At 71.3% G+C, this 23,331-nt stretch carries 18 protein-coding genes; 7 read left to right on the top strand and 11 right to left on the bottom strand.

Annotated features, from left to right (window positions below; translation table 11 throughout):
- Positions 1 to 114 precede the first annotated feature (114 nt).
- The 3 genes from AMK26_RS11590 (at position 115) to AMK26_RS11580 (ending at position 3,255) form a co-directional block, all read left to right on the top strand.
- Positions 115 to 1,761, top strand: coding sequence for a sensor histidine kinase (locus AMK26_RS11590; protein WP_073754427.1), 1,647 nt, complete (start codon positions 115 to 117; stop codon positions 1,759 to 1,761).
- Positions 1,758 to 2,462: a response regulator gene (locus AMK26_RS11585; protein ID WP_073754426.1), complete on the top strand. Its 705-nt coding sequence runs from the start codon at positions 1,758 to 1,760 to the stop codon at positions 2,460 to 2,462. The genes AMK26_RS11590 and AMK26_RS11585 overlap by 4 nt, the downstream gene beginning before the upstream one ends.
- Positions 2,463 to 2,637: 175 nt before the next feature.
- A complete protein-coding gene (locus AMK26_RS11580; RefSeq protein WP_443333159.1) occupies positions 2,638 to 3,255 on the top strand; it encodes a helix-turn-helix domain-containing protein in 618 nt (205 codons plus the stop codon).
- 60 nt (positions 3,256 to 3,315) lie between these two features.
- Here the strand turns inward: AMK26_RS11580 and AMK26_RS11575 are convergent, their stop codons facing one another.
- Both AMK26_RS11575 and AMK26_RS11570 read right to left on the bottom strand, forming a co-directional pair.
- Positions 3,316 to 4,329: a helix-turn-helix domain-containing protein gene (locus AMK26_RS11575; RefSeq protein WP_073754425.1), complete on the bottom strand. Its 1,014-nt coding sequence runs from the start codon at positions 4,327 to 4,329 to the stop codon at positions 3,316 to 3,318.
- Between the two features lie 191 nt (positions 4,330 to 4,520).
- The gene (locus AMK26_RS11570) at positions 4,521 to 5,546 is read right to left on the bottom strand and encodes an ATP-dependent 6-phosphofructokinase (RefSeq protein WP_073754424.1); all 1,026 of its coding nucleotides are present in this window, start codon (positions 5,544 to 5,546) and stop codon (positions 4,521 to 4,523) included.
- A 251-nt stretch (positions 5,547 to 5,797) separates the two neighbouring features.
- Here AMK26_RS11570 and pta point away from each other — a divergent pair, with 251 nt between their 5' ends.
- The 3 genes from pta (at position 5,798) to pyk (ending at position 10,607) form a co-directional block, all read left to right on the top strand.
- Positions 5,798 to 7,879, top strand: coding sequence for a phosphate acetyltransferase (gene pta / locus AMK26_RS11565; RefSeq protein ID WP_073754423.1), 2,082 nt, complete (start codon positions 5,798 to 5,800; stop codon positions 7,877 to 7,879).
- Positions 7,876 to 9,102: an acetate kinase gene (locus AMK26_RS11560; RefSeq protein ID WP_107420919.1), complete on the top strand. Its 1,227-nt coding sequence runs from the start codon at positions 7,876 to 7,878 to the stop codon at positions 9,100 to 9,102. The genes pta and AMK26_RS11560 overlap by 4 nt, the downstream gene beginning before the upstream one ends.
- 74 nt (positions 9,103 to 9,176) lie before the next feature.
- Positions 9,177 to 10,607: a pyruvate kinase gene (pyk, locus tag AMK26_RS11555; protein WP_073754422.1), complete on the top strand. Its 1,431-nt coding sequence runs from the start codon at positions 9,177 to 9,179 to the stop codon at positions 10,605 to 10,607.
- 175 nt (positions 10,608 to 10,782) lie between these two features.
- Here the strand turns inward: pyk and AMK26_RS11550 are convergent, their stop codons facing one another.
- The 7 genes from AMK26_RS11550 to AMK26_RS11515 all read right to left on the bottom strand — a co-directional run bounded on the left by AMK26_RS11550 (position 10,783) and on the right by AMK26_RS11515 (position 20,238).
- Positions 10,783 to 11,013 carry a hypothetical protein gene (locus AMK26_RS11550; RefSeq protein ID WP_073754421.1) on the bottom strand — a complete coding sequence of 77 codons (231 nt, stop codon included), beginning with the start codon at positions 11,011 to 11,013 and terminating at the stop codon, positions 10,783 to 10,785.
- 4 nt (positions 11,014 to 11,017) lie between these two features.
- Complete coding sequence (locus tag AMK26_RS36940; RefSeq protein ID WP_073754420.1) at positions 11,018 to 14,854, bottom strand: hypothetical protein; 3,837 nt, start codon at positions 14,852 to 14,854, stop codon at positions 11,018 to 11,020.
- A gap of 39 nt (positions 14,855 to 14,893) precedes the next feature.
- On the bottom strand, positions 14,894 to 15,799 hold the full coding sequence (locus AMK26_RS11540) for an FG-GAP-like repeat-containing protein (RefSeq protein ID WP_107420918.1): 906 nt from the start codon (positions 15,797 to 15,799) through the stop codon (positions 14,894 to 14,896).
- Positions 15,800 to 16,072: 273 nt separating this feature from the next.
- Entirely contained in the window at positions 16,073 to 17,374 is a 1,302-nt protein-coding gene (locus tag AMK26_RS11535; protein ID WP_073754419.1) for a hypothetical protein, read from the bottom strand.
- Positions 17,364 to 17,918, bottom strand: a complete 555-nt coding sequence (locus tag AMK26_RS11530) for a DUF6114 domain-containing protein (RefSeq protein ID WP_073754418.1) — start codon at positions 17,916 to 17,918, stop codon at positions 17,364 to 17,366. The genes AMK26_RS11535 and AMK26_RS11530 overlap by 11 nt, the downstream gene beginning before the upstream one ends.
- Before the next feature lie 106 nt (positions 17,919 to 18,024).
- Entirely contained in the window at positions 18,025 to 18,678 is a 654-nt protein-coding gene (locus AMK26_RS11525) for a DUF6230 family protein (protein WP_073754417.1), read from the bottom strand.
- 588 nt (positions 18,679 to 19,266) lie between these two features.
- Positions 19,267 to 20,238, bottom strand: a complete 972-nt coding sequence (locus tag AMK26_RS11515; protein ID WP_073754416.1) for a tetratricopeptide repeat protein — start codon at positions 20,236 to 20,238, stop codon at positions 19,267 to 19,269.
- Between the two features lie 342 nt (positions 20,239 to 20,580).
- On the opposite strand from AMK26_RS11515, the gene AMK26_RS11510 reads away from it, so the two are divergent.
- A complete protein-coding gene (locus tag AMK26_RS11510; protein ID WP_073754415.1) occupies positions 20,581 to 21,210 on the top strand; it encodes a TetR/AcrR family transcriptional regulator in 630 nt (209 codons plus the stop codon).
- On the opposite strand, the gene AMK26_RS11505 is transcribed toward AMK26_RS11510, so the two are convergent.
- Both AMK26_RS11505 and AMK26_RS11500 read right to left on the bottom strand, forming a co-directional pair.
- The gene (locus AMK26_RS11505) at positions 21,201 to 22,190 is read right to left on the bottom strand and encodes a GDP-mannose 4,6-dehydratase (RefSeq protein ID WP_073754414.1); all 990 of its coding nucleotides are present in this window, start codon (positions 22,188 to 22,190) and stop codon (positions 21,201 to 21,203) included. The genes AMK26_RS11510 and AMK26_RS11505 overlap by 10 nt on opposite strands.
- A complete protein-coding gene (locus AMK26_RS11500) occupies positions 22,187 to 23,302 on the bottom strand; it encodes a UDP-N-acetylglucosamine--N-acetylmuramyl-(pentapeptide) pyrophosphoryl-undecaprenol N-acetylglucosamine transferase (RefSeq protein WP_073754413.1) in 1,116 nt (371 codons plus the stop codon). The genes AMK26_RS11505 and AMK26_RS11500 overlap by 4 nt, the downstream gene beginning before the upstream one ends.
- Between the last annotated feature and the right edge of the window lie 29 nt (positions 23,303 to 23,331).

Genomic DNA, 23,331 nt, shown 5'->3' with positions numbered 1-23,331 from the left:
TCGGTGAGTCGCTCCACTGTCCCTGTGGATCCCCGAGACCATCTCTCACCTTGTGGGGGCGGTCACCGTTGCGTACCTTTCGTTCACACATTTTCGGACAGGCAGACTCAACCCATGCGCCTCTCGCACACTCGCCCCCGCAGCCTCGCCGGCCAGCTCTTCGCGATGCAGGTCGTGCTGGTGGCCGCGATCGTGGCGGGGTGCGCGATCTTCGCGTACGTGAACGACCGCGGCCAGGCGGAGGAGACCGCGCGCCGGCAGACGACGGCGACCGCGACGGCGGTCGCCCGCTCCCCCGCGGTCGTCGAGGCGGCCCGCTCGGCCGACCCGACGGCCGTGCTGCAGCCGTACGCCGCCTCCCTCGTCGGCGAGTCGGGGCCGGGCGTCACCTTCGTGACGATCATGGCGCCGGACGGGACGCGGTGGACGCACCCGGAGCCGGACCGGATCGGCAAGAAGTACCTGGGGCACATCGAGGAGGCGCGGCGGGGCGCGACGTACTCCGAGACCTACAAGGGAACGCTGGGGCGCTCGGTGCGGACGGTGACGCCGGTGTACGACCGGGGCGAGGTCGTCGCGCTGGTGAGCGCGGGCATCACCGTCGACCGGATCAGTGAGCAGCTGCGCGGGCAGGTCACCGCGCTGCTCGGGATGGCGGGCGCGGCGCTGGCGCTCGGCGGCGCCGGTACGTATGTGATCAACGCGCGGTTGCGGCGGCACACGCACGGGATGAACGCGGCCGAGCTGAGCCGGATGCACGACTACCACGAGGCCGCGTTGCACGCGGTGCGGGAGGGGCTGCTGATGCTGGACGGGCAGCGGCGGATCGCGCTGGTCAACGACGGGGCGCGGGAACTGCTGGGGCTGGGCGAGGACGTGGTGGGCACGCCCGTGGCGGAGCTGGGCCTGCCGGTGTCCCTGACGGGGGCGCTGCTGGCCGCCGAGCCGCGGGTGGACGAGCTGCACCTGACGGCCGATCGTGTGCTGGTGGTGTCCACCCGGCCGGTGATCGGCGGGGAGCGGCGCGGGACGGTGGTGACACTGCGGGACCACACGGAGTTGCAGGCGCTCTCGGGGGAGCTGGACTCGGAGCGCGGGTTCACGCAGGCGCTGCGTTCCCAGGCGCACGAGGCGGCGAACCGGCTGCACACGGTGGTGTCGCTGATAGAGCTGGGGAGGGTCGAGGAGGCGGTCGGGTTCGCCACGGCGGAGCTGGAGCTGGCGCAGGCGCTGACGGACCGGGTGGTCGACGCGGTCGCCGAGCCGGTGCTGGCGGCGCTGTTGCTGGGCAAGGCGGCGCAGGCGAACGAGCGGGGCGTGGAGCTGGTGCTGACGGAGGACAGCCGGATCGACGACGGTGTGCTGCCGCCGACGCTCCCGGCGCGTGACCTGGTGACGATCCTCGGCAACCTGATCGACAACGCCCTGGAGGCCGCCCAGGGGAGCCGGGTCTCGCGGGTCACGGTGACCGCGCGGGCGGACGAGGGCGCCGGTGAGCTGCTGCTGCGGGTCGCCGACTCGGGGCCGGGCGTCGGCCCCGACGACCACGACGCGGTCTTCGAACGCGGCTGGTCCACCCGCGGCCCGGGCCGGGGCCTCGGCCTCGCCCTCGTCCGCCAGGCCGCCCAGCGGGGCCGTGGGGTCATCGTCCTGGGCCACGGCCCGGACGCGGGCGCGGAGTTCACGGTCCGGCTGCCCCTGGGGCCGGGGGAACGCGGTTCAGTGGACGTACCGGCGTGCGGTGTGGAGGTGCCGTCGTGACGGCGACGACCGGGCCGTCCATCAGAGTCCTGGTCGTCGAGGACGACCCCGTCGCGGCGGACGCGCACGCGCTGTACGCGGGGCGGGTGCCCGGGTTCACCGTGGTCGGGGTGGCCCACTCGCGCGCGGCGGCCGGGCGGTTGCTGGAGCGGACGGCCGTGGACCTGATCCTGCTGGACCTGTACCTGCCCGACGGGCACGGGCTGCAGCTGCTGCGGTCGTTGCGTGCCGCCGGGCACCATGCCGACGTCATCGCGGTCACCTCCGCCCGTGACCTGGCGATCGTGCGCGAGGGCGTCTCGCTCGGCGTGGTCCAGTACGTACTGAAGCCGTTCACCTTCGCGACCCTGCGCGACCGCCTCACCCGGTACGCCGAGTTCCGCGCGGCGGCCGGGGAGGCGTCCGGCCAGGAGGAGGTGGACCGGGCGCTGGCCACCCTGCGTACGCCGCAGCCCGTCGCCCTCCCCAAGGGCCTGAGCGCCCCGACGCTGGCCGCCGTCACCCGTACCCTCCGCGAGTCGGCCACCGGGCTGACGGCCGCCGAGGCCGGGGCGGCCGTCGGTATCTCGCGGATCACCGCCCGCCGGTACCTGGAGCACCTGGTGACCGCCGGGCAGGCCGAGCGTAGCCCGCAGTACGGCCAGGTCGGGCGACCCGAGCTGCAGTACCGGTGGATGACCCCCGGGGCCCGGGCACGGTAAATTACCGACAGGTAGGGCGCTAGCGGGCGCATCTGGACGTTCCTACGACATTTGGCCTTGGGTGAACGCACCGTAGCCAAGCGTGACCCTGTGCATCTACCTTGTGCGCGTGCACTCTCCCCCGTCTCCACCGTTCAACGCCCTCGCCGCGCGCCGACTGCGTGAGGCGCTGGGAATGGCCCCCGCCCACGTCGCGTACGGCCTGCGCGCCCAGTACGGCCTCGGTGTCCCGCCCGAAACGGTGATCGCCTGGGAACGCGGCGTGGCCGCTCCCGACGCGCGAGAGCTCACCGCCCTCGCCGGCGTCCTGTGGTGTTCGCCCGGCGAACTGCTGGCCGCCGCCACGACCCTGCGCGAGCACCGCATCGCCCGGGCCATCGCGCCCGAGGACCTCGCCCGCCGGGTCGGCCTCGACATCAAGGCGTACCTGCGCATGGAGGAGTCCGGCCGCTGGCGCGGCAACGAGCGCCAGACCGCCGCGCTCGCCGAGGCCCTGTCCCTAGGGCCGCGCGAGCTCATCCAGGCCACGGGCCGCGACGAGGAGCTGGCGGACCTGCTGCGCAGCGCGGCGACGACGCGCTGGCAGGCGTACGTGAAACCGGCGGCCAAGCTGCTGCCGATGGACCGCGGCCACCTGGAGAACGTGCTCCAGCAGCTGCACGCCGACTACCAGTCGCGGATGGTGGCGACGAACAGCTGGGGCTCCGACGTGACCGGCGACAGCGGCGGCCAGGCGGGCCGGGAGTACCTGGCGCGGATCGTGGAGCACTTCTGGGAGCTGGCCCGGCTGTGACCCACCCGGCCGCGACCCACCCGGCCGCGACTCACCCGGCCGTGACTCACCGACGGTGACTCACCGGCGGTCGAAGCTGAACAGCTGACCCGCGCCGGTGTCGTCGTCACACGCCCGCTGGACGACGTCCGTCCACGGCTCGGCCGAGGCGTCCCGAACCTCCAGGCACAGCTCGGAGTGCGCCGACCGGATGCGGTAGCCCTGGGCGGGGTCCGGGAAGGGCTCGATACGGAACGCCTCGCGCGGGCCCCGCTTGCCGCACTCCTGGTCCATGAGCGGCGCGCCGTCCTGCTCGACGGCCTCCACGGGGATGCCGGAGCAGCCGGGCCCGTAGTCGGGGTGGTCCGAGTGGAGCCGCCACAGGCCGCCGCTCAGCGGTACGAGTGAGTAGCGCGGCACGACCGCCCCGGCGCACGGCACCTGGTACACCTGGCCGCTCCGCTGCCCCCGCCGCTCGTTCAGGCACAGGCCCGAATGGACCGCCCGTACGTCCACGCTCCCGGCGGCGGGCGCCGTGACCGGGGCGGCCCGCTGCCGTACGTGGTCGGTGTCGTCGCCCCGGACGAACGCCACCACCGTGAGGGCGGCGATCACGAGCGCGAGGACACCCACGACCGGCACGAGCACCCGCCACCGCGTCCGCCGGGGTCCGGGCGCCGGCGTACCGGCATCGGTTCCGCGCCCGTCCGCGGCCGCGGCGCGGGACCCGGCGTCGCCCGGCCCCGCGGCCTCGCGTCCGGCCCCGGAGTCACCGAAGCCACCGGAGCCCTCGGCGCCGGCGTAATGCCCCCGTACCGCGAGTTCCTTGCGGACCGTCAGCCAGTTCTCCAGCGCCTCCGGGCCGGCGCCGCACGCGCGGACGAATGTCGTGAGCAGTTCCTCGCGCGGCACCGTCGTACGCGCGAGCATGTTCGCGACCGTGGAGCGGGGCAGGACGTCGCCGACCGCCTCCGCGCGGGTGGAGAGTTCGCGGTAGGTCAGGCCCGACCAGTCCTTGAGGGCCTGGAGCCGCTCGATGAACCCGGCGGGGTCGTGCGCCTCCCGGGGGTCGGGAGCCAGTTCCCCGTCGGCCATGCGCCACCCTCCCTCTCTCCGTTCCGCCCCCGGGACGGAGTTGGGACATGTCCCGGACAGGCACCAGCCTTGTCGAAGAGGCGGCCCACCTCAAGAGTGGAAGAAGGACGAACGGCCTTGATCGTCGACGGGGGAGACGATCAAGGCCGTTCGGCACGCGGACGCCGACGCCGACACCGACGCCGAGAGGGTCAGAAGACCGACTCCGCCTCGTACATCCGGGTCCCCGGCACCGTCTTCAGCCTCGTGACCGCCTCGGCGAGCGGCACCATCACGACGTCCGTGCCGCGCAGCGCCGTCATGTTGCCGAACTCCTTGCGGTGCGCCGCCTCCACCGCGTGCCAGCCGAAGCGGGTCGCGAGGACGCGGTCGTACGCGGTCGGCACGCCGCCCCGCTGGACGTGGCCCAGGATGACCGGACGGGCCTCCTTGCCGAGCCGCTTCTCCAGCTCGGCGGCGAGCCGGTTGCCGATGCCCTGGAAGCGCTCGTGGCCGAACTGGTCGATGGCGCCCTTGGCGTACTCCATCGAGCCCTCGGCCGGGTGGGCGCCCTCCGCGACGCAGATGACGGCGAACTTCTTGCCGCGCGCGAACCGCTCCTCGACCATCTTCACCAGGTCGTCGACCTCGAAGGGCCGTTCGGGCAGGCAGATGCCGTGCGCGCCGCCGGCCATGCCGGACTCCAGGGCGATCCAGCCGGCGTGCCGGCCCATCACCTCGACGACCATCACCCGCTGGTGGGACTCGGCGGTGGTCTTGAGACGGTCTATGGCCTCCGTCGCGACCATCACGGCCGTGTCGAAGCCGAAGGTGCGGTCGGTCGAGGAGATGTCGTTGTCGATGGTCTTCGGTACGCCGACGACGGGCATCCCGGCGTCCGACAGCATCCGGGCGGCGGTCAGCGTGCCCTCGCCGCCGATGGGGATGAGGACGTCGATCCCGTACCGCTTCTGCAACTCCTCGCAGTTCTCGGCGGCTTCCTGGAGCCGGGCGCGCTCCAGGCGGGCGGAGCCGAGGATGGTGCCGCCGCGGGCGAGGATGCCGCTGACCGCGTTGAGGTCGAGGGGGCGGTAGTGGCCGTCGAGCAGGCCCTTGAACCCGTCCTCGAAGCCGATGACCTCGTCGCCGTGGCCGGTCATGGCCCGGTGCACGACCGACCGGATCACTGCGTTCAGGCCGGGGCAGTCGCCGCCTGCGGTGAGAACTCCGATGCGCATCGTGCTGTGTCTCCTGCTCGGTAGTGGTACGGGTGAGCCTTCCCGAATTGTCCCACGGCAGGCGGTCGGCTCGGGCTCACGCCGCCCGCGCCGAGGGGCTTCCGTACCCGGGTTCCCCCGTCTTCGCAGGCCAGACGCCCGGCGGGCGCCCTACCCAGCCGCAGAGGTATTGTCAAGAGGGTATTGCCACCCTCATGGGCTTTTTTATTCACACATGCATTCGATGATCGACATTCGACGGGAGAGCTTGCGTGGCGCGCAGCGTGTACGTGACCGGGATCGACCGCGGGGACGGCCGACAGGTCGTGGAGCTGGGAGTCATGGAGCTCCTGACCCGCCAGGTGGACCGTGTGGGGGTGTTCCGGCCGCTGGTGCACGACGGTCCCGACCGCCTCTTCGACCTGCTGCGGGTGCGCTACCGGCTGTCGCAGGACCCGGCCACCGTCTACGGCATGGACTACCAGGAGGCGTCCGCGCTCCAGGCGGAGAAGGGCACGGACGAGCTGGTCGCGCAGCTGGTCGAGCGGTTCCACCGGGTGGCGCGGGACTACGAGGTCGTGCTGGTGCTCGGTACGGACTTCCACGCCACGCAGCTGCCCGAGGAGCTGGCGCTGAACGCCCGGCTCGCCAATGAGTTCGGCGCCTCGGTCATACCCGTGGTCGGCGGCAAGGGTCAGGACGCCGACGCGGTGCGCGCCGAGACGCGCAACGCGTTCCGGGCGTACGAGAGCCTCGGCTGCGACATCCTCGCCATGGTCGCCAACCGGGTGGCGCCCGAGGACCGCGACGCGCTCGCCGAGCGCCTCGCCGCCCGGCTGCCCGTCCCCTGTTACGTGCTGCCCGACGAGCCCGCTCTGTCCGCGCCGACGGTCGCGCAGATCCGCCAGGCGCTGGGCGCCGATGTGGTGCTGGGCGACGACTCGGGGCTGGCGCGCGACGCCCTGGACTTCGTCTTCGGCGGCGCCATGCTGCCGAACTTCCTGAACGCCCTGACGCCCGGCTGCCTGGTCGTCACCCCCGGCGACCGCGCCGACCTGGTGGTGGGCGCGCTGGCCGCGCACTCGGCCGGGACGCCGCCGATCGCGGGCGTGCTGCTGACCCTGAACGAGCGGCCGAGCCGGGAGATCCTCACCCTGGCGGCGCGGCTCGCGCCGGGCACCCCGGTGCTGTCGGTGAGCGGCAACAGCTTCCCGACGGCCGCCGAGCTGTTCTCGCTGGAGGGCAAGCTGAACGCGGCGACGCCCCGCAAGGCGGAGACCGCGCTCGGGCTGTTCGAGCGGCACGTTGACACCGGCGACCTGCTGAAGCGGATCTCGGTGGCGCGTACCGGCCGGGTCACGCCGATGATGTTCGAGCACGACCTGCTGGAGCAGGCGCGGGCGGACCGGCGCCGGGTGGTGCTGCCGGAGGGCGCGGAGGAGCGGGTGCTGCGCGCCGCCGACGTCCTCGTACGCCGCGATGTGTGCGAACTGACGCTGCTGGGTGACGTCGAGGCGATCCGCAAGAAGGCCGCGGACCTCGGTATCGACCTGAAGGACACCCAGCTGATCGACCCGTCGGCGAGCGAGCTGCGCCAGCGCTTCGCGGAGCGGTACGCCGAGCTGCGCGCCCACAAGGGGGTCAGCGTGGAGCTGGCGTACGACGTGGTGTCGGACGTCAACTACTTCGGCACGCTGATGGTGCAGGAGGGCCTGGCCGACGGCATGGTGTCGGGCTCGGTCCACTCCACGGCGGCGACGATCCGGCCCGCCTTCGAGATCATCAAGACCAAGCCGGACGCGCGGATCGTGTCGTCCGTCTTCTTCATGTGCCTGGCCGACCGGGTGCTGGTGTACGGCGACTGCGCGGTCAACCCGGATCCGAACGCCGAGCAGCTCGCGGACATCGCCGTCCAGTCGGCGGCGACGGCCGCCCGGTTCGGGGTGGAGCCGCGGATCGCGATGCTGTCGTACTCGACGGGTACGTCGGGTTCGGGCGCCGACGTGGACAAGGTGCGCGAGGCGACGAAGCTGGTGCGTGAGGCGCACCCGGAGCTGAAGATCGAGGGCCCGATCCAGTACGACGCGGCCGTCGAGCCGTCCGTCGCGGCGACGAAGCTGCCGGGCTCGGAGGTGGCGGGCCAGGCGACGGTGCTGATCTTCCCGGACCTGAACACCGGCAACAACACGTACAAGGCCGTGCAGCGCTCGGCGGGCGCCGTGGCCGTGGGCCCGGTCCTCCAGGGTCTGCGCAAGCCGGTCAACGACCTGTCGCGCGGCGCGCTCGTCAGCGACATCGTGAACACGGTCGCGATCACCGCGATCCAGTCCCAGCAGAAAGCAACGCACTCGTGAGCAACCCCGTGAGCAACGCGAACACCGCCTCCCGTGTCCTCGTCCTCAACTCCGGCTCGTCGTCCGTGAAGTACCAGTTGCTCGACATGCGTGACGGCGCGCGCCTGGCGGTCGGTCTGGTGGAGCGGATCGGTGAGGACACGTCCCGCCTGGTCCACACGCCGCTGGCCGGTGGGGAGCAGCGCGAGCGTACGTCCGCGATCGCCGACCACGAGGCGGCGCTGAAGGCGGTCGCGGAGGAGCTGGCGGCGGACGGGCTGGGCCTGGACTCGCCGGAGCTGGCGGCGATCGGGCACCGGGTGGTGCACGGCGGGCTGAGGTTCTCGGCGCCGACCGTCATCACGGACGAGGTCCTCGCCGAGATCGAGCGCCTGGTGCCGGTCGCGCCCCTGCACAACCCCGCCAACATCACCGGCATCCGTACCGCCCAGGCGCTGCGCCCGGACCTTCCCCAGGTGGCGGTGTTCGACACGGCGTTCCACACGACCATGCCGGAGTACGCGGCGCGGTACGCGATCGACGTCGAGACGGCGGACGCGCACCGGATCCGCCGCTACGGCTTCCACGGCACGTCGCACGCGTACGTCTCCCGCAGGGTGGCGGGCCTGCTGGGCAAGGACCCGTCCGAGGTGAACGTGATCGTGCTGCACCTGGGCAACGGCGCGTCGGCGTCGGCGGTGGCGGGCGGCCGGTGCGTAGACACCTCGATGGGATTGACCCCCTTGGAGGGGCTGGTGATGGGTACCCGCTCCGGCGACGTCGATCCGGCGGTCGTTTTCCACCTGAAGCGGGTGGCCGGAATGTCGACCGATGAGATCGATGTCCTGCTGAACAAGAAGAGCGGATTGGTGGGGCTTTGCGGCGACAATGACATGCGTGAGATCCGCCGGCGGATCGATGAGGGCGACGAGCGGGCGCAGCTCGCGTTCGACATTTACATCCACCGGCTGAAGAAGTACATCGGCGCTTATTACGCGGTGCTCGGCCGGGTGGACGCGGTGGCGTTCACGGCGGGTGTCGGTGAGAACGCGGCCCCGGTGCGGGAAGCTGCCGTCGCGGGCCTGGAGGAGCTGGGCCTGGCGGTGGACGCGGGTCTCAACGCGATCCGCTCGACGGAGGCGCGGCTGATCTCGCCCGAGTACGCGCGGGTGGCGGTGGCGGTGGTGCCGACGGACGAGGAGCTGGAAATCGCGCAGCAAACCTACTCACTGGTCCACGACTGAGCGGACCCGCGCCCATTTGTACATTCCACCAGACGGAATATTCCGCAGTGAAACAAACCGATAGGATCCGCCTTATGCGCCGTTCCAAAATCGTCTGCACACTGGGCCCCGCCGTCGACTCGTATGAGCAGCTGAAGGCTCTCATCGAGGCCGGTATGAACGTGGCCCGCTTCAACATGAGCCACGGATCCCACGCTGAGCACGAGGAGCGGTACCACCGTCTCCGCCAGGCGGCCGAGGACACCGGCCGGGCGGTGGGCGTCCTCGCCGACCTCCAGGGCCCCAAGATCCGTCTGGAAACGTTCGCCGAGGGGCCGGTCGAGCTGGTCCGCGGGGACGAGTTCACCATCACCACCGAGGACGTCCCCGGTGACAAGTCCATTTGCGGTACCACCTACAAGGGCCTGCCCGGAGACGTCTCCAAGGGCGACCAGATCCTGATCAACGACGGCAACGTCGAGCTGCGCGTCATCGAGGTCGACGGCCAGCGCGTCAAGACGATCGTCGTCGAGGGCGGGGTCATCTCCGACCACAAGGGCATCAACCTGCCGGGTGCCGCCGTGAACGTCCCGGCCCTGTCCGAGAAGGACGTCGATGACCTGCGCTTCGCGCTGCGGATGGGCTGCGACCTGGTCGCCCTGTCCTTCGTACGCGACGCCAACGACGTCAAGGACGTCCACAAGGTGATGGACGAGGTCGGCCGCCGCGTGCCGGTCATCGCCAAGGTGGAGAAGCCGCAGGCCGTCGAGAACATGCAGGACGTCGTCATGGCGTTCGACGGTGTGATGGTGGCCCGGGGCGACCTGGCCGTCGAGTATCCGCTGGAGCGGGTCCCGATGGTGCAGAAGCGCCTCATCGAACTGTGCCGCCGCAACGCCAAGCCCGTGATCGTGGCGACCCAGATGATGGAGTCCATGATCACCAACTCGCGCCCCACCCGCGCGGAGGCGTCCGACGTCGCCAACGCGATCCTGGACGGCGCGGACGCGGTCATGCTGTCCGCCGAGTCCTCGGTCGGCGCCTACCCGATCGAGACCGTCAAAACGATGTCGAAGATCGTCACGGCGGCGGAGGAGGAGCTCCTCTCCAAGGGCCTCCAGCCCCTGGTCCCCGGCAAGAAGCCCCGCACCCAGGGCGGCTCGGTCGCCCGCGCGGCCGCCGAGATCGCGGACTTCCTGGACGGCAAGGCCCTGATCGCCTTCACCAAGTCCGGCGACACCGCCCGCCGCCTCTCCCGCTACCGCGCCCAGCAGCCGATCCTCGCCTTCACGACGGAGGTCTCCACCCGCAACCAGCTCACCCTGAGCTGGGGCATCGAGTCCTTCGTGGTCCCCCACGTCGACAACACGGACGCGATGGTCGACCTCGTCGACGCGGAGCTGCTGAAGCTCCAGCGCTACAACGAGGGCGACACCATGGTCATCACCGCCGGCTCCCCTCCGGGCGTCCCCGGCACCACCAACATGGTCCGCGTCCACCACCTGGGCGGCCAGTCCGCCTCCTGACGGTTCACCCATGTGGGCCGCATCTTCCGTACGCGGAGGGTGCGGCCCACCGGCATTCCTCGATGGGGACGACGACGCCGGAAACGCGCGCCCGCCCGACGCACCCGAAGTGGGAGAAGGGAGGCCCCCGGTGCACGTGCACCGGGGGCCTCGCTCGTCGTGCCGTCCTGGTCGGTCAGGTGGTGACTTCCTCGCCCGCGGAGTTCCAGGCACGGCTGAAGCCGCGACCCCGCTCCACGATGGTCACCATTCCGGGCCCGTACTCGATGTCGCCGGCGATCTCACCGGGCGCGACCGGCGGCCACTCGACGTCCAGGTGGTCCCCGGGGGACAACTCGTACTCCATCCCCGACGGCTCGAACTGAACGGTGAGCGGCGCCTCTGCCGCCGATACTCGGAACTTCATCTGCCTACCAGTTCTTGAGGATGTACGCCATCAGGTCCGCGCGAGGACCCGCGCTGGGGTTCTGCGGCGTCACCGTGCGGACCTTGTCGTAGTACTTGAACACGGTCTCCACCTGGCTCCTGGTGAACCCCGCGTTCTTGACCTTGGCCACGTGCGCGGCGTTCATGTAGTTGAGGTTGTCGAGCTTGTTCGCCCACAGGACACCCTTGCCCAGGCCCGCCGCATTGGCGTATCCATGGGCGCGTGCCACGGCGTTCACGGCTTCGAGCTCCTGGGCAACCGCTGCCGCGGTCGTCGCCGCGCGCGTCACGCCCGCCGTCGCCTCGGCCGTCATGCCGGCCTGCCCCGCGGCCGTCACGGCCTCCGTCATGCCCGAGCCGGCCACGGCGGCGGCCCGGATGGACTTGACGATCTTGGCGGCCACCCCGATGACCGCCGGTACGACGATGGCCGCCGCCCACAGACAGGCGCTGACCTTGAGGTCGTTCCAGCAGTCCACGAAGTCCTGGGTGAGCCCCCGTGCGAAGCCCTCCAACACGGACTTGGTGAGCTCGAAGCCGTCGACGTGGACCTTGCGCTGCTCCCGGATGTCGATCGGCGCCGAGTCGACGTACTGGACCTCCAGGTCCCCGATGCACTCCGCGAGCGGCACGTCCGGGAAGGTGCACAGGACGACGAAGTACAGCATCATGCCGGTGACGTGGTAGTCGACGGTGTAGTCGCAGCCGTTGGTGCCCGTGCAGAACCCGTCCGACGAGGCCGTGGTCGAGACCCCGTAGGGCACGCCCATGACTTCCGCCGCGCCCGCCATACCGGTCGTGCTCGCCTGCTGGACCTGCGCCTCGTCGCGCTTGTCCTCCTCGGTGCGGCTCGCCGCCGCCTGCGCCTCGGTCGCCGCCTCCTGTGCTCGGGCGGCAGAGGCCTCGGCGGTCGTCGCATCGCGCTCCGCCTGGTCGGCGACGCCACGCGCGCTGCTCGCATCGGCTTCGGCGGCCGTGGCCGCGTTTCGAGCCGAGGCCGCGTCGCGCTCGGCCTCCGTCGCCGCCGCGTCGGCCGCGGAGGCGTGGGTGCCCGCGGCATCGGCGGCGTTCTGCGCGGCTTCCGCGTCTTCCTTGGCCTGCCGGTCGTACTCGACGGTGTTGGCCTCGGCCTTCTGCGCCGCCTTCGCCGAGGCTTCGGCCGCGTTGGCCGATGCCTGCGCCTGCGCCGAGGACGCCGCCGCCTTCGCCGCGTACTCCGCCGCCTGGGCCGCGGCCTCCGCCGCCACCTTCGCGTCGGCACTCGCCTGTGCGGCCAGGGCCTTCGCCTCGGCGGCCGCCTTCGCCGCCTGGACGGACTTGGCCGTCGCCACGGCCGCCTGCTGTTCCGCCAGCGTCTTGGCGGCCTGCCCGGTCAATACGGCCAGACCGGCCGAGGAGTCGCTCTCCTTGTACGGCGACCCGAGCTCGATCGCGTCATTGGCCGGCTTGATGACCTGCGCCGCGGAGTCACGGGCGGCCGTGGCCGCCTGCGACGTGGCGTACGCGAACCCGGCCGTGCGGACCGCGTCGACACCCGCCGCGATGGACTCCGTACGGGCCACCGCCGCGTCCGCCTTGGCCTTCACGGCGTTCTGCCGCGCCGTCTCCGCCAGCGCCTTGGCCGTGACGGCGTTCCATTTGGCCGCCCATGCCGCGTCGATGGCATCGGCCGCGGCCGCGTGCGCCTTCTTCACCGCCGCCTCGGTGATGGCCACATCCGCCTTGGCTCCGTCGGCCGCGGACTGAGCCCGCTTGGCCGCCGCGTCGGCACGGGTCGCCGCCGCGCGGGCGTTGGACGCCGCCGTGGTGGCCTCGTTGGCAGCGGTGCGCGCCGATGTCGCGGCGGACGTCGCGTTGTTGGCGGCGGTACGGGCCTCGCTGGCAGCGGCTCGTGAGGCTTCCGCCGCCGCCGTTCCTTCGTCGGCGGCCGCCTTGGCCTCCAGGGCCGCGGCCCTGGCGTTGAGCGCGTCCCGGTTCTTCTCGGCGGCCAGTGCCCGGTCCCGGGCCGCGACCGCGTCGCCCTCTGCCTTGAGCGCCGCGTCCTTCTTCGTGGCGGCGGTGGTACCGGCACTCTGGGCGGCGCTCAGTTGCTCCGCGGCGATCTGCCGCTGCGACTGCGCCGTCGCCTCGGCGTTGGCGGCCTTGGTGCGCTCCGCCTCCGCCAGTTCCTTCTGCGACTTGGCGTAGGCCGCTTCCGCCTCCGCGGTCCTGCGTTTGGCGTCCGCGTCCTCGGCAGCGGTCTTCGCCTCGGCCTCGGCCGCCTTGGCCCTGTTCTCGGCGGCCTTCGCCTTGGAGGCGTTCTCGGCGGCCTTGACCGCCTGTGCCGCGGCGCCCTCGGCGGCGGCCTTCGCCTGAGCGGCGGCCTCCTGAGCGGCGATCCGGCGGAACTCCGCCTTCGACGCGTGCGCCTGGGTCTCGGCGAGTGCCATGAGGGTCTTGCTGTCGGCCGCGGAGGCGCGGGTGGCGTTCGACGCGGTCTCGGCCGCCTTGAACACCGCCTGAGCAGCGGCCGCGGACGCCTTGGCCACCTGAACGGCCTGTTGCCCGTACAGCAGGCCCCGGCCGCGCGGCTGGCCGGCCGCGTCGGCGATCGCGTACGCCTGCTGCTTGGCCGTCTCGGCCTTAGCCGCCTCCAGCTGGGCGAGCTGCGCCGCCCGCGCGGCGACGAACACCCGTCCCTGCGCCCGGGCCCGCGCGTGCACGATGTTGTTCTTGATGGTGGTGAAGGTCACCTCGTCAGGGCGGTCTTCGGTCTGCTTCAGCCAGTACGCCTGCCATTCGGTGAGCCGGCTGGCGATGATCGACTGTCCCAGTGCCTCGCCCAGCGCCTGAGCGGCCACGGTCAGCTGCTTGGAGGCGTTCGCCTCGGCGCCCAGGATGGTGTCGCGCTGGGCACGCTGCCCGGTCAGTTCGGCCTGCCACTCGGTGGAGGCGACCACCAACGCGGGGCCCATCACCTTGTGCGGGTCCTGCGGGTTCTCCGTCGCGCACGACGCGAACCGCGATTTCAGCGCCTCGACATCGAGACGGAACTCCATGGTGTCCGGCGCCGGCGCGCTGGTGGGGAAGCCGCCGTGCTGGAGGAAGAGGCGGGCGTCATCCGCGTACATCGGATGCATCCACGTCAGGTGCTCGAAGGCCTGGCGGGCCTCGAGGATCTCGCCACCGTCCGGCGAGTAGCGGACGGTGCCGATCGCGTTGACCGCGTCAACGGATTCCTTGCTCGCGAGAGGAGTCTGGTCCTCGTCGAAGAGGTCGAACTGGGAGTGCCAGAAGCGCTCCGCCACCCAGTTCGACAGCCCCACCTTGACGAAGGGGTCGTCCTTGTCCTCCACCCATTCGAAGACACCGTCGACCGAATGGTTCAGCGGCGTCGACCCGAAGGTGGGGCTGAGGGCTTCCTCCCAGACCTCGGAGCGGTTGTTCAGCTCGTCGAGCTTTGCGCTGGCCCAGCCCTTGTCCTTCTGGAAGGCGACGTCGAGCGGCGGGGGCGGATCCTTCCAGAACGCCAGGTCCGCGGCCGTGCGCAGTTCGGCCTCGGTGGCGTTGAGACCGCCACGGGCGACGGCCTTCAACTCCTGGCCGCCCTTGCGCAGCATCAGGCTCATGGTGCACTGGTCCGCCCGCACCTGGGCGGCGTTGTCCAGGTCGTAACCGAGCGGTTCGTCGATGTCGGCGGCGAGCTGTACCGGCGCGTGTAGGGACGGGAGTTGGTTTCCTGTGACGGATACGGCGAGGGCCGTCGCGAGGGCCGTCGCGCTCAGCAGCCGGGTCCACCGGCCGGAGATGTGGCGTCTTGGAGGGGGAGCGTTCGTACGCATGGTGATGTCACCGTTCTGGTGCGCGGGGAAAGGGGGAGGTCAGAACAGGGTGTTGAAGGCGGCCCAGCCGGAGGTGCCGATCTGAACCCGGGGCGCGAAGGGCGCGCTCGCCGTGCCGGTGCCCTTGAACAGCCACAGGGCGCCTGCCGTGTCGCTGGCGATCAGGTCCGCCTTGCCGTCGCCGCTGTTGTCCCCGGTGGAGACCAGCGCCTTGTATCCGTCCCATCCCGTGCCCACCGTGACGCGGGCTCCGAGCACGGCGTCCGCGGTGGCGTTGCCGGTGCCGGGGTAGATGTAGAGGGTGCCGGTGGTGGACCGGGCGATCAGGTCGGCCTTGCCGTCGCCGGTGTAGTCGCCCCTCCCCGTCAGGACGTTCATGCCGTTCCAGCCGCCGGTGCCGATACGGATCCGGGGGGCGAGGGTGGCGGTCGAACGGCCCTGGTACAGCCATAGCGCGCCGGCCGCGTCACGGCCGATCACGTCCTCGTCCGCGGTCCCCACCATGTTGCCGGGCGACATGGTCAGGTTGTAGATGTGCCAGCCAGTGCCGTGGATCTTGGTGTCGGTGCCGCGCTCGGCCGTGTAGTACAGCGTCCTGTCCAACTGGAGGAACAGGTCCCGGCCGGTCCCGCCTTCGGAGAAGCGCGCCTGGAAGAGCGTTGTGGCGTCGCCGTACCCTCCGCCGAGGCTCACGGCGGCCTTGACGCCGCCGGTGCCCTTGGGTTCGTACAGGAAGAGCCGTCCGTCCGTGGTGCGGGCGTACAGCGGGAGCATCGGCGCTCCGGTGGCCGCCGTGGCCGTTCCGGAAGCGGCGGCGGTGCTCTCGGTCGCCCAGGGGGCGGACGGCAGGGCTGTCGCCGTCCCGAAGGCCAGTGCGGCTGCTGCCGTGAGCCCGACAGCGCACATCACCGCCCCGCGCAGGGAGCGGCTGAGGTGTCTGAGCATGAGTGTGTGGGGTCCCTGTGTGTTCGCGTGCGCGAACACACCTGGATACGGACCACGATTTTCGATCGCCCCCCGGCTGCCCGCGCGCCGGGTCCGCGACCGCGACACGCTCACTCTAGGCACGTGTAACCGGGATTGTGAAGAGAATATGAGGAAGCCGTGAAACCTCTACACATGCATCAACCAGTGCAGCCGACAGGGAAGTTACGGTGGCCTCCCCGCCTGGTCGCGGGGAGGCCGTCGCTTTGTGCGGCTCCCGGAAGGCCTGCTCGGTCAGCCCTCGATGAAGTTCTTCAGGCCCGGCACGGTGAGGTCGCCACCGAACTGGCCCGCCTGCGTGACCTTTACGTCAGTGAAGAACGCGAAGGGGACGTTGAGCGGGGGCGGGGTCTCGGGGCTGAACTCGATCGGAATGATGCCGAAGAGGTTGCCCTTCAGCGACTCGGTGTACATCGTCACCGTGCCGCCGCGGATGGTGGAAGTGGACCCCGGGCGGGACGTCACGTGACCCGTGTGGCCCTCGGAGTGGACCGTGAGCTGGTGGAGGTCCTTGATGTCGACCTCGCTGGCGGTGAACTTCAGGACCTTTTTGACCTTGCCGCCGTAGGTCTTGACCTCCACGATGCCGTGGTAGTCGAGCCCGCGCAGGGTGAGCATCGTGCTCTCCAGCCTCCACGGTTCGTCGGGGAGCAGCGGGATTCCGGGCTCCAGCTCGGCGGCGGCGAGGGCATCCGGGTCGGCGGTCGGACAGGGGAAGCGCGGCTTGGCGCCCTCGGGGATGTCCTCGTCCTTCTTGGGGTCGAGTCCCTTGACGTCCTCCGGAAGCTCCTCCACCTCGGCGCCTGCCTCGTCGGCGGCGTCCTTGATCGCTTCCTTGGTCTTGTCGACGACGTCGTCGACCTCGTCGACCTCGCCGTCCTTCTCGGCCGGCTTCTGTGCGGGCTCGGTCGACGGCTCCGTGGACGGCTCGGTCGAGGGCTCGGCGGACGCCGGCGGCGTGGTGGGGGCGGTGGTCGACGGGGTCGCCGTCGGCTCGTCCTTGTCAGGGCCGTCGAAGACGTCCTTGATCGCGTCACCGATTCCCAGCGGGTCCAGGGGGTTCCTGGTCTCGGTGGGCGTGGGGGTGGGCGTGGGCGTCGGAGTCGTGGAGGGCGCCGGGCTCGTGGCGGCGGGAGGCTTCGTCTCGCCGGCCTTCGGCTCGGTGGTCTCCGTCTCCGTCTCTGTCTCCGTCACGGACGGGCCGGCGCCGGGTATCGGCTCCTTCTCCTCGTCCGCCCCGGGGGTCTCGGTCGTGCTCTGCGACGGCGTGGGCGTCGGTGACTCGGACTCCTCCGGCTTGTCGGACTCCGACGGCTCGTCCGATCGCGTCACGCACGGGCCGGGCGCGAAGGGGATGTCCTTCTCGTCGGCGATGGCGAGCTTGGGTGTCATACCGAGGCCGACGAGTACGGCGGTGGGCATCGCGGCCAGGGCTATCGCCTTGCCCGCCGGCGCCTGGAGCTTGGTCAGCAGCGACTTCCTCGGAGCCGCGTGTCGCGGCCCCTTTCTCGTCGGCTGGGTGTCGTCACCCCGCACTGTTCCTCCCGCCGTTGGCGTCGATCGTGCTGTCGGTCGCGTTGGTCTGCGGGGTCACGGCCGAGAGTTCGTCGGCCCGATCGTCGAAAGGCGCGGAGACCCCTTCGTCGCCTTCCGGCAGCCCTGCTTCATCCGTCGACTCCTCCTTCACCGGCTCACCAGGCACCCAGGAGGCGGAAAGGGCGCCGCCGATCAGGGCGAAAAGGAAGCCCATAAGGAAGCCGCCGATGTTCGCGACGGGCAGGGACACGAGGGCCAGGACGATCGCGGCGACACCCGCGAACACCCGCACGATGGAGTGGAACCACATCGTCAGGCCCAGCGTGACCAGCAGGACGCCGATGATCAGCGAACCGGCACCGGCCGTGGTCGCCATGGCGATGGTCATGTTGCCGAGTCGGAGGTCGGCGTACGGCAGATAGGCGATCGGCAGACCGCCGATCATGGTGAACAACCCGCCCCAGAAAGGCCGGTTGCCCCGCCACGCCCGGAAGCGCAGCCGCCAGTAGGTGAATCCGCGGGAACCAGTGGACTCGGCGCTCATGGAAAACAGCTCCCTGGAAGCGGTGGTGCTGGAAAGAAAAAGAAGGAGGGAGAGGTGGCCCGGACGGGCAGGCTCGCCAGACGCGTTCCCGCCCGTCCGGCACGTGCTAGTCCTGGAAGCACTCCTTGGTGCCACGGTGGAGCTTGAGCTCCAGGTCAGGCAGCCGGAAGGTGCCGGCCGTGGTCGCCCACGCCTTCTGGCGCACGTTGGTCAGCGTGACGTCCTCGGCACGCTGGGCAAAGCCGAACGGGCTTGCCTTGTCCTCGGTACCCGGCTGGATACCGGGGTCGCCCTTCTTCTTGGGCAGGGAACCGGCGGCAACACCGATGTCGATCTTCTCGAAGTAGGCGTCGGCCTCGAGGTCCGAGACATCCAGGTAGATGTCCGTGGCCTCGACCTTGCGGTCACCCGTACCGGCCTTCAGCTCCAGGCTGACCGTACCGATGAGCGGCACGTGCGGCGTCACGACGGACTGGCACATGTTGGAGATCGTGGCGGACTTGAAGCCCGACACCGCCACTGGCGCGGCGAACTTCTCACCCTTGAGGGTCTTGCCCTCGGCGTAGCTGCCGTACTGGACGAAGTTCTTACCGGTGAGCTCAGAGGCCCTCACCTTGAATTCCTGGCCGGAGATGCTGAACGACGCCGCCAGCGCTCCCTGTGCCAGGCCGATGCCTATCGCGGCCGTCGCGGCCACGCTCGGCACCATGACAACGGCGAACCGCTTCCATCTGGTCCCACCGCGAACCTGGGACTTCATAGATTTCCTCCTTCTCGGACGTACATCTCCGGATCGGGCCCAGGGCCCGTCCTGGGATGGGAGAAGTGCTACGTCCTCGGGAAGGAGAGCGCCCGTAGATCAGGCGCGAGCAGCGTCCGAATCACCGGCGATCACCCCCGAGCGACAACCACTGGCCACGCCTTCGCGCAACCCTGCTTGGACAGGCCCTGCCGGGATGGGCAGGAACCCCCCTGTCCGGGGCCGGCGGCAGTGCGCCGGCCCGCTCGGTGGGGACCCGCTCCCGTGAGCGCGGCTGGTTGCCGGGCTGGTACGGGATTGGACCGAGCGTGGCCGATCGTGGTCCATTCACGGCTTCGACACAAGGGGGTTCGTTACTGGCTAGTAACGGGTGGATAACCACCCCACGACGGGGTGATGTCGCCCGGGCACACAGGGTGCTACCGGCCGGTTCGACAGAACGGGATTTCGACGGCAAAAGCCGGACATAAAGAGGGTGTTGATTTACTGCAAGTAACAGCGGCCGCGTTTACCAAGTTTTGGTAAAGCACGGCCGCCTTTTGTCACTGTGTCGCCAAATCGTCGGTGACCCGACGAGGATTCAGCGCGTCAGAAGAGCACCCGGGCGAGCGCCGCACGGGCCTTGGTGACGCGCGGGTCGTCGGGGCCGATGACCTCGAAGAGCTCCAGCAGCCGCACCCGCGCCGTGTCGCGGTCCTCGCCCGCCGTACGGCGCACCGTGTCGACGAGCCGGCCGAACGCGTCCTCCACGTGGCCGCCCACCAGATCCAGGTCGGCGGCGGCGAGCTGGGCCTGGACGTCGGCCGGGTTGTCCGCGGCGTTCTTGCGGACCGTCTGCGGGTCCATGCCCTGGACCCGGGAGAGGAGTTCCGCCTGGGCGAGGCCCAGCTTGGCCTCCGTATTGCCCGGGTCGTCGACCAGGACGTTCTTGTACGCCTGGATCGCGCCGCCGAAGTCGTTCGCGTCCAGCGCCCGCACCGCCGCCTCCAGCAGCGCGTCGTACGGGCCGGCCGGCTGCGCCGGGGCCGCCGCGGCGGGACCCTCCGCGCCGGGCTCGACCGCGATGCCGGTGAGGCCGAAGCGCTCCTCGCCGACCTGGATCAGCTGGTCCAGGGTCTGGCGGATCTGCGCCTCGGGCGCGGCGCCCTGGAAGAGCGGCAGCGCCTGGCCGGCGACCACCGCGAAAACGGCCGGGATCCCCTGGATCCCGAACTGCTGCATCAGCATCTGGTTGGCGTCGACGTCGATCTTGGCGAGCACGAAGCGGCCGTTGTACTCGACGGCCAGCCGCTCCAGCAGCGGGCCGAGCTGCTTGCACGGTTCGCACCACTCGGCCCAGAAGTCGATGACGACCGGGACCTCGGTGGAGCGCTGGAGGATGTCGCGCTCGAACCCCGCCTCGTCGACATCGATCACCAGGGCCGACGGGGGTACGGCTCCGCCGCCGCCCTGCCGGGCGGCCTGGGCGCGCGCCTGCTCCGCCTTCGCCTTGGCCTCTCCGGCCGCCTTCACCGCGGCGAGGTCGACGACGCCGCTCATGGACATGTTCCTAGGCTGCATGGGTACATCCTCCCCCTTCCGCGCGCGTAACCGGTAAGCCATGGCCGAACCGGTGGCCCATGGCCGCCGAACCGCCATGGCCGGACCGCGGCCGCCCGCGCGCCCCCCGCCGGTCTGCGGGGCGTACGGACGTACGCGATCCAGCAGCTGTCCCGCTGATGTTCTCGGCACCGGGTCCCCACCCTGGTGCCAGTGGTTGTCGCTCCTGGCCGCTCAAAGCCTTTCGCTACGGGTCGTAGCGTAACCCCGATCCACGGCGACGGGGGCCCGGACGGGCCGGTGAACTGCCTCACATGTACGGGCCGGTAACACCGGGCGTACTCGCCGGTATGGTCGAGCGTCATGTGCAGCAGCTCCAGCCCTTCCGCCCACGGTCGTACCGGCGGCCGCCCCCGCTCGGCCGAGGCCGACGCCGCGATACTGGAGGCGACCCGGGCGGCCCTGGTCGAGCTGGGCTGGTCCAAGCTGACGATGGGGGACGTCGCCGGCCGCGCCGGGGTCGCCAAGACGACGCTGTACCGGCGCTGGGCGAGCAAGAACGAACTGGTCGTCGACGCCGTCGCCGTCCTCTTCGACGAGCTCGAACTGCCCGACCGGGGCAGCCTGATGGCCGACATCGAAGGCGTGGTGCTCCAGTTCGCCGCCCTGCTGGAGCGGCCCGAGACCAAGACGGCACTGATGGCCGTCATCGCCGAGTCCACCCGCGACGAGCCGCTGCGCGAGCGGATACGCACCTCCATCGTGGACCGGCAGAAACGACTCGTCCTCGCCGGGCGGCGCCGCGCCCAGGCCCGCGGCGAGCTGCCCGCGCACCCCGCCTCGACGGCCGGCACCGACGACCTGATCTTCGACGTGATCGCCGGGGCGGTGGTCCACCGGGCGCTGGTGAGCGCCGAACCCGTCGACGCCGAGTGGGTCCAGCGGTTCACCGCCCTGCTGCTGGGGGGCCTGGGAGCCGCCGCTCAGACCTGATAGCGGCCGGCCGCGAAGAGGTGCGGGTGGTCCGCGATCCACTCCGACGTACGCTTCAGGCCCTCCTCCAGCGGCACCTCCGGCCGCCAGCCCGCCCACTCCCGCGCCCGTCCGTTGTCCGACAGCAGCCGCTCCACCTCGCTGCCCGACGGGCGCAGCCGCGCCGGGTCGACGACGACCTCGACGCCGTCCCGCCCCGACGCCTCGATCAGCTTGCGCGCCAGCTCCCCGACCGCGATCTCCCGCCCCGTACCGAGGTTGACCACCTCGCCCAGAGCCCGGTCGCACTCCGCCAGCGCCAGGAAGCCGCGCGCGGTGTCCGTGACGTAGGTGAAGTCCCGGGTCGGGGTGAGGGAGCCGAGCTTGATCTGCCGGGCGCCCGCGTGCAGTTGGGCGAGGATGGTGGGGATGACGGCACGGGCGGACTGGCGCGGCCCGTAGGTGTTGAAGGGGCGTACGACCGTCACCGGCAGCTCGAAGGCGTGCCAGTGGGACAGCGCCATCATGTCGGCGCCGATCTTGGAGGCCGAGTACGGCGACTGCGGCTGGAGCGGGTGGTCCTCGCCGATCGGGACGGTACGGGCGGTCCCGTACACCTCGCTGGTGGAGGTGTGGACCAGGCGCCGCACGGCGTGCCGCCGGCAGGCCTCGGCGACGTTCTCGGTGCCGGTGACGTTCGTCTGGACGTACGCGCCCGGCGAGTCGTAGCTGTACGGGATGCCGATCAGCGCGGCCAGGTGGAAGACGGTGTCGCAGCCGGCGACGGCGTCCATGACGCGCCCGGGGTCGCGGACGTCACCCGCGATCAGCTCGACGTCGTCCATGCGGTGGGCGAGGTTGCCCTTGTCGCCGTACGGCTTGTAGTGGACGAAGGCGCGGACGCGGGCGCCGCGTTCACGGAGCAGGTCGACGAGGGTGGAGCCGATGAAACCTTCGGCGCCGGTGACGAGGACGGTGCGGTCGGTCCAGTCGGTGGTCATGCGTATTCCTTCACGTACGAGGCGAGGTGGAGGACCCGCTCGGCGAGCAGGTCGGTGGCGCGGGCGTGCGGGCCGGGCGCGGCGGCGCCGCTCATCGCGGCCAGCCGGGCCGGGTCGGCGAGGAGCGGCTCGATAAGCGCGGCGAGGCGGTCGGGGGTCGTTTCGGCGTCGGGCAGCAGGAGGCCGGCGCCCGCGTCGGTCAGCACGCGGGCGTTGTGCGTCTGGTGGTCGCCGGGGGCGTGCGGGTAGGGGACGAGGACGGCCGGTACGCCGGTGGTGGCGAGTTCGGCGACGGTCGCCGAACCGGCCCGGCACACCACCAGGTCGGCGGCCGCGTACGCCAGGTCCATCCGGTCCAGGTAGGGCACCGCGCGGGCGACGGGGTTGCCCGCGAGGGCGCGCCGGGTGGCGTCCAGCGCCGCCGGGCCGGTCTTGACCAGCAGGTGGACGTCGGTGCGGTGCCGCCACCGGCCGGCGAGCCCGAGCGCGGCCTCGGTGAGCCGCCGGGCGCCGAGGCTGCCGCCGTTGAACAGCACCAGGCGCCTCCCCTCGGGGACGCCCAGCTCCCGCCGGGCCGTGGGGCGCAGCGCGGTGCGGTCGAGGGCGGCGAGCGGGGCGGCGATGGGCATGCCGGTGGTGACGGCGCCCGGGAGGTGGCCGGTGTCGAACGCGACGGCGATGTGCGGCGTGAGGCGGGCGGCGAACCGGTTGGCGCGCCCCGGGACGGCGTTGGACTCGTGGATCAGGCTCGGCAGTCCGGCCGTCCTGGCCCCCAGGACGACGGGCGCGCTCGGGTAGCCGCCCATGCCGACGGCGACCTGGGCGCGCTGCTCGCGGAGGATGGCCCGCACCTGTGCGGCCGAGCGCAGCAGGGCGGCGGGCAGCAGGTACCGCTTGGCGCCGAGCGCCGGGTCGAAGGGGATCATGTCGACGGTGTGGAGGCGGTATCCGGCGGCCGGTATCAGTTCGCCCTCCAGGCCACGGGTCGTGCCGACGAAGGCGATCACGGCGTCGGGCACGGCCCGGCGCAGGGCGTCGGCGATGGCGAGGCCGGGGTAGATGTGGCCGCCGGTGCCACCGGCGCCGATCACGACGGAGAGTGGTGTGCGCATGGACCGGGACGGTTCCGGAGCGGCTTAAG

The organism is Streptomyces sp. CB03234, from assembly GCF_001905885.1.
Classification (GTDB): domain Bacteria; phylum Actinomycetota; class Actinomycetes; order Streptomycetales; family Streptomycetaceae; genus Streptomyces.
The sequence above is the reverse complement of the archived record's forward strand: the minus strand, read 5'-3'. Positions and strand labels throughout refer to the sequence as shown.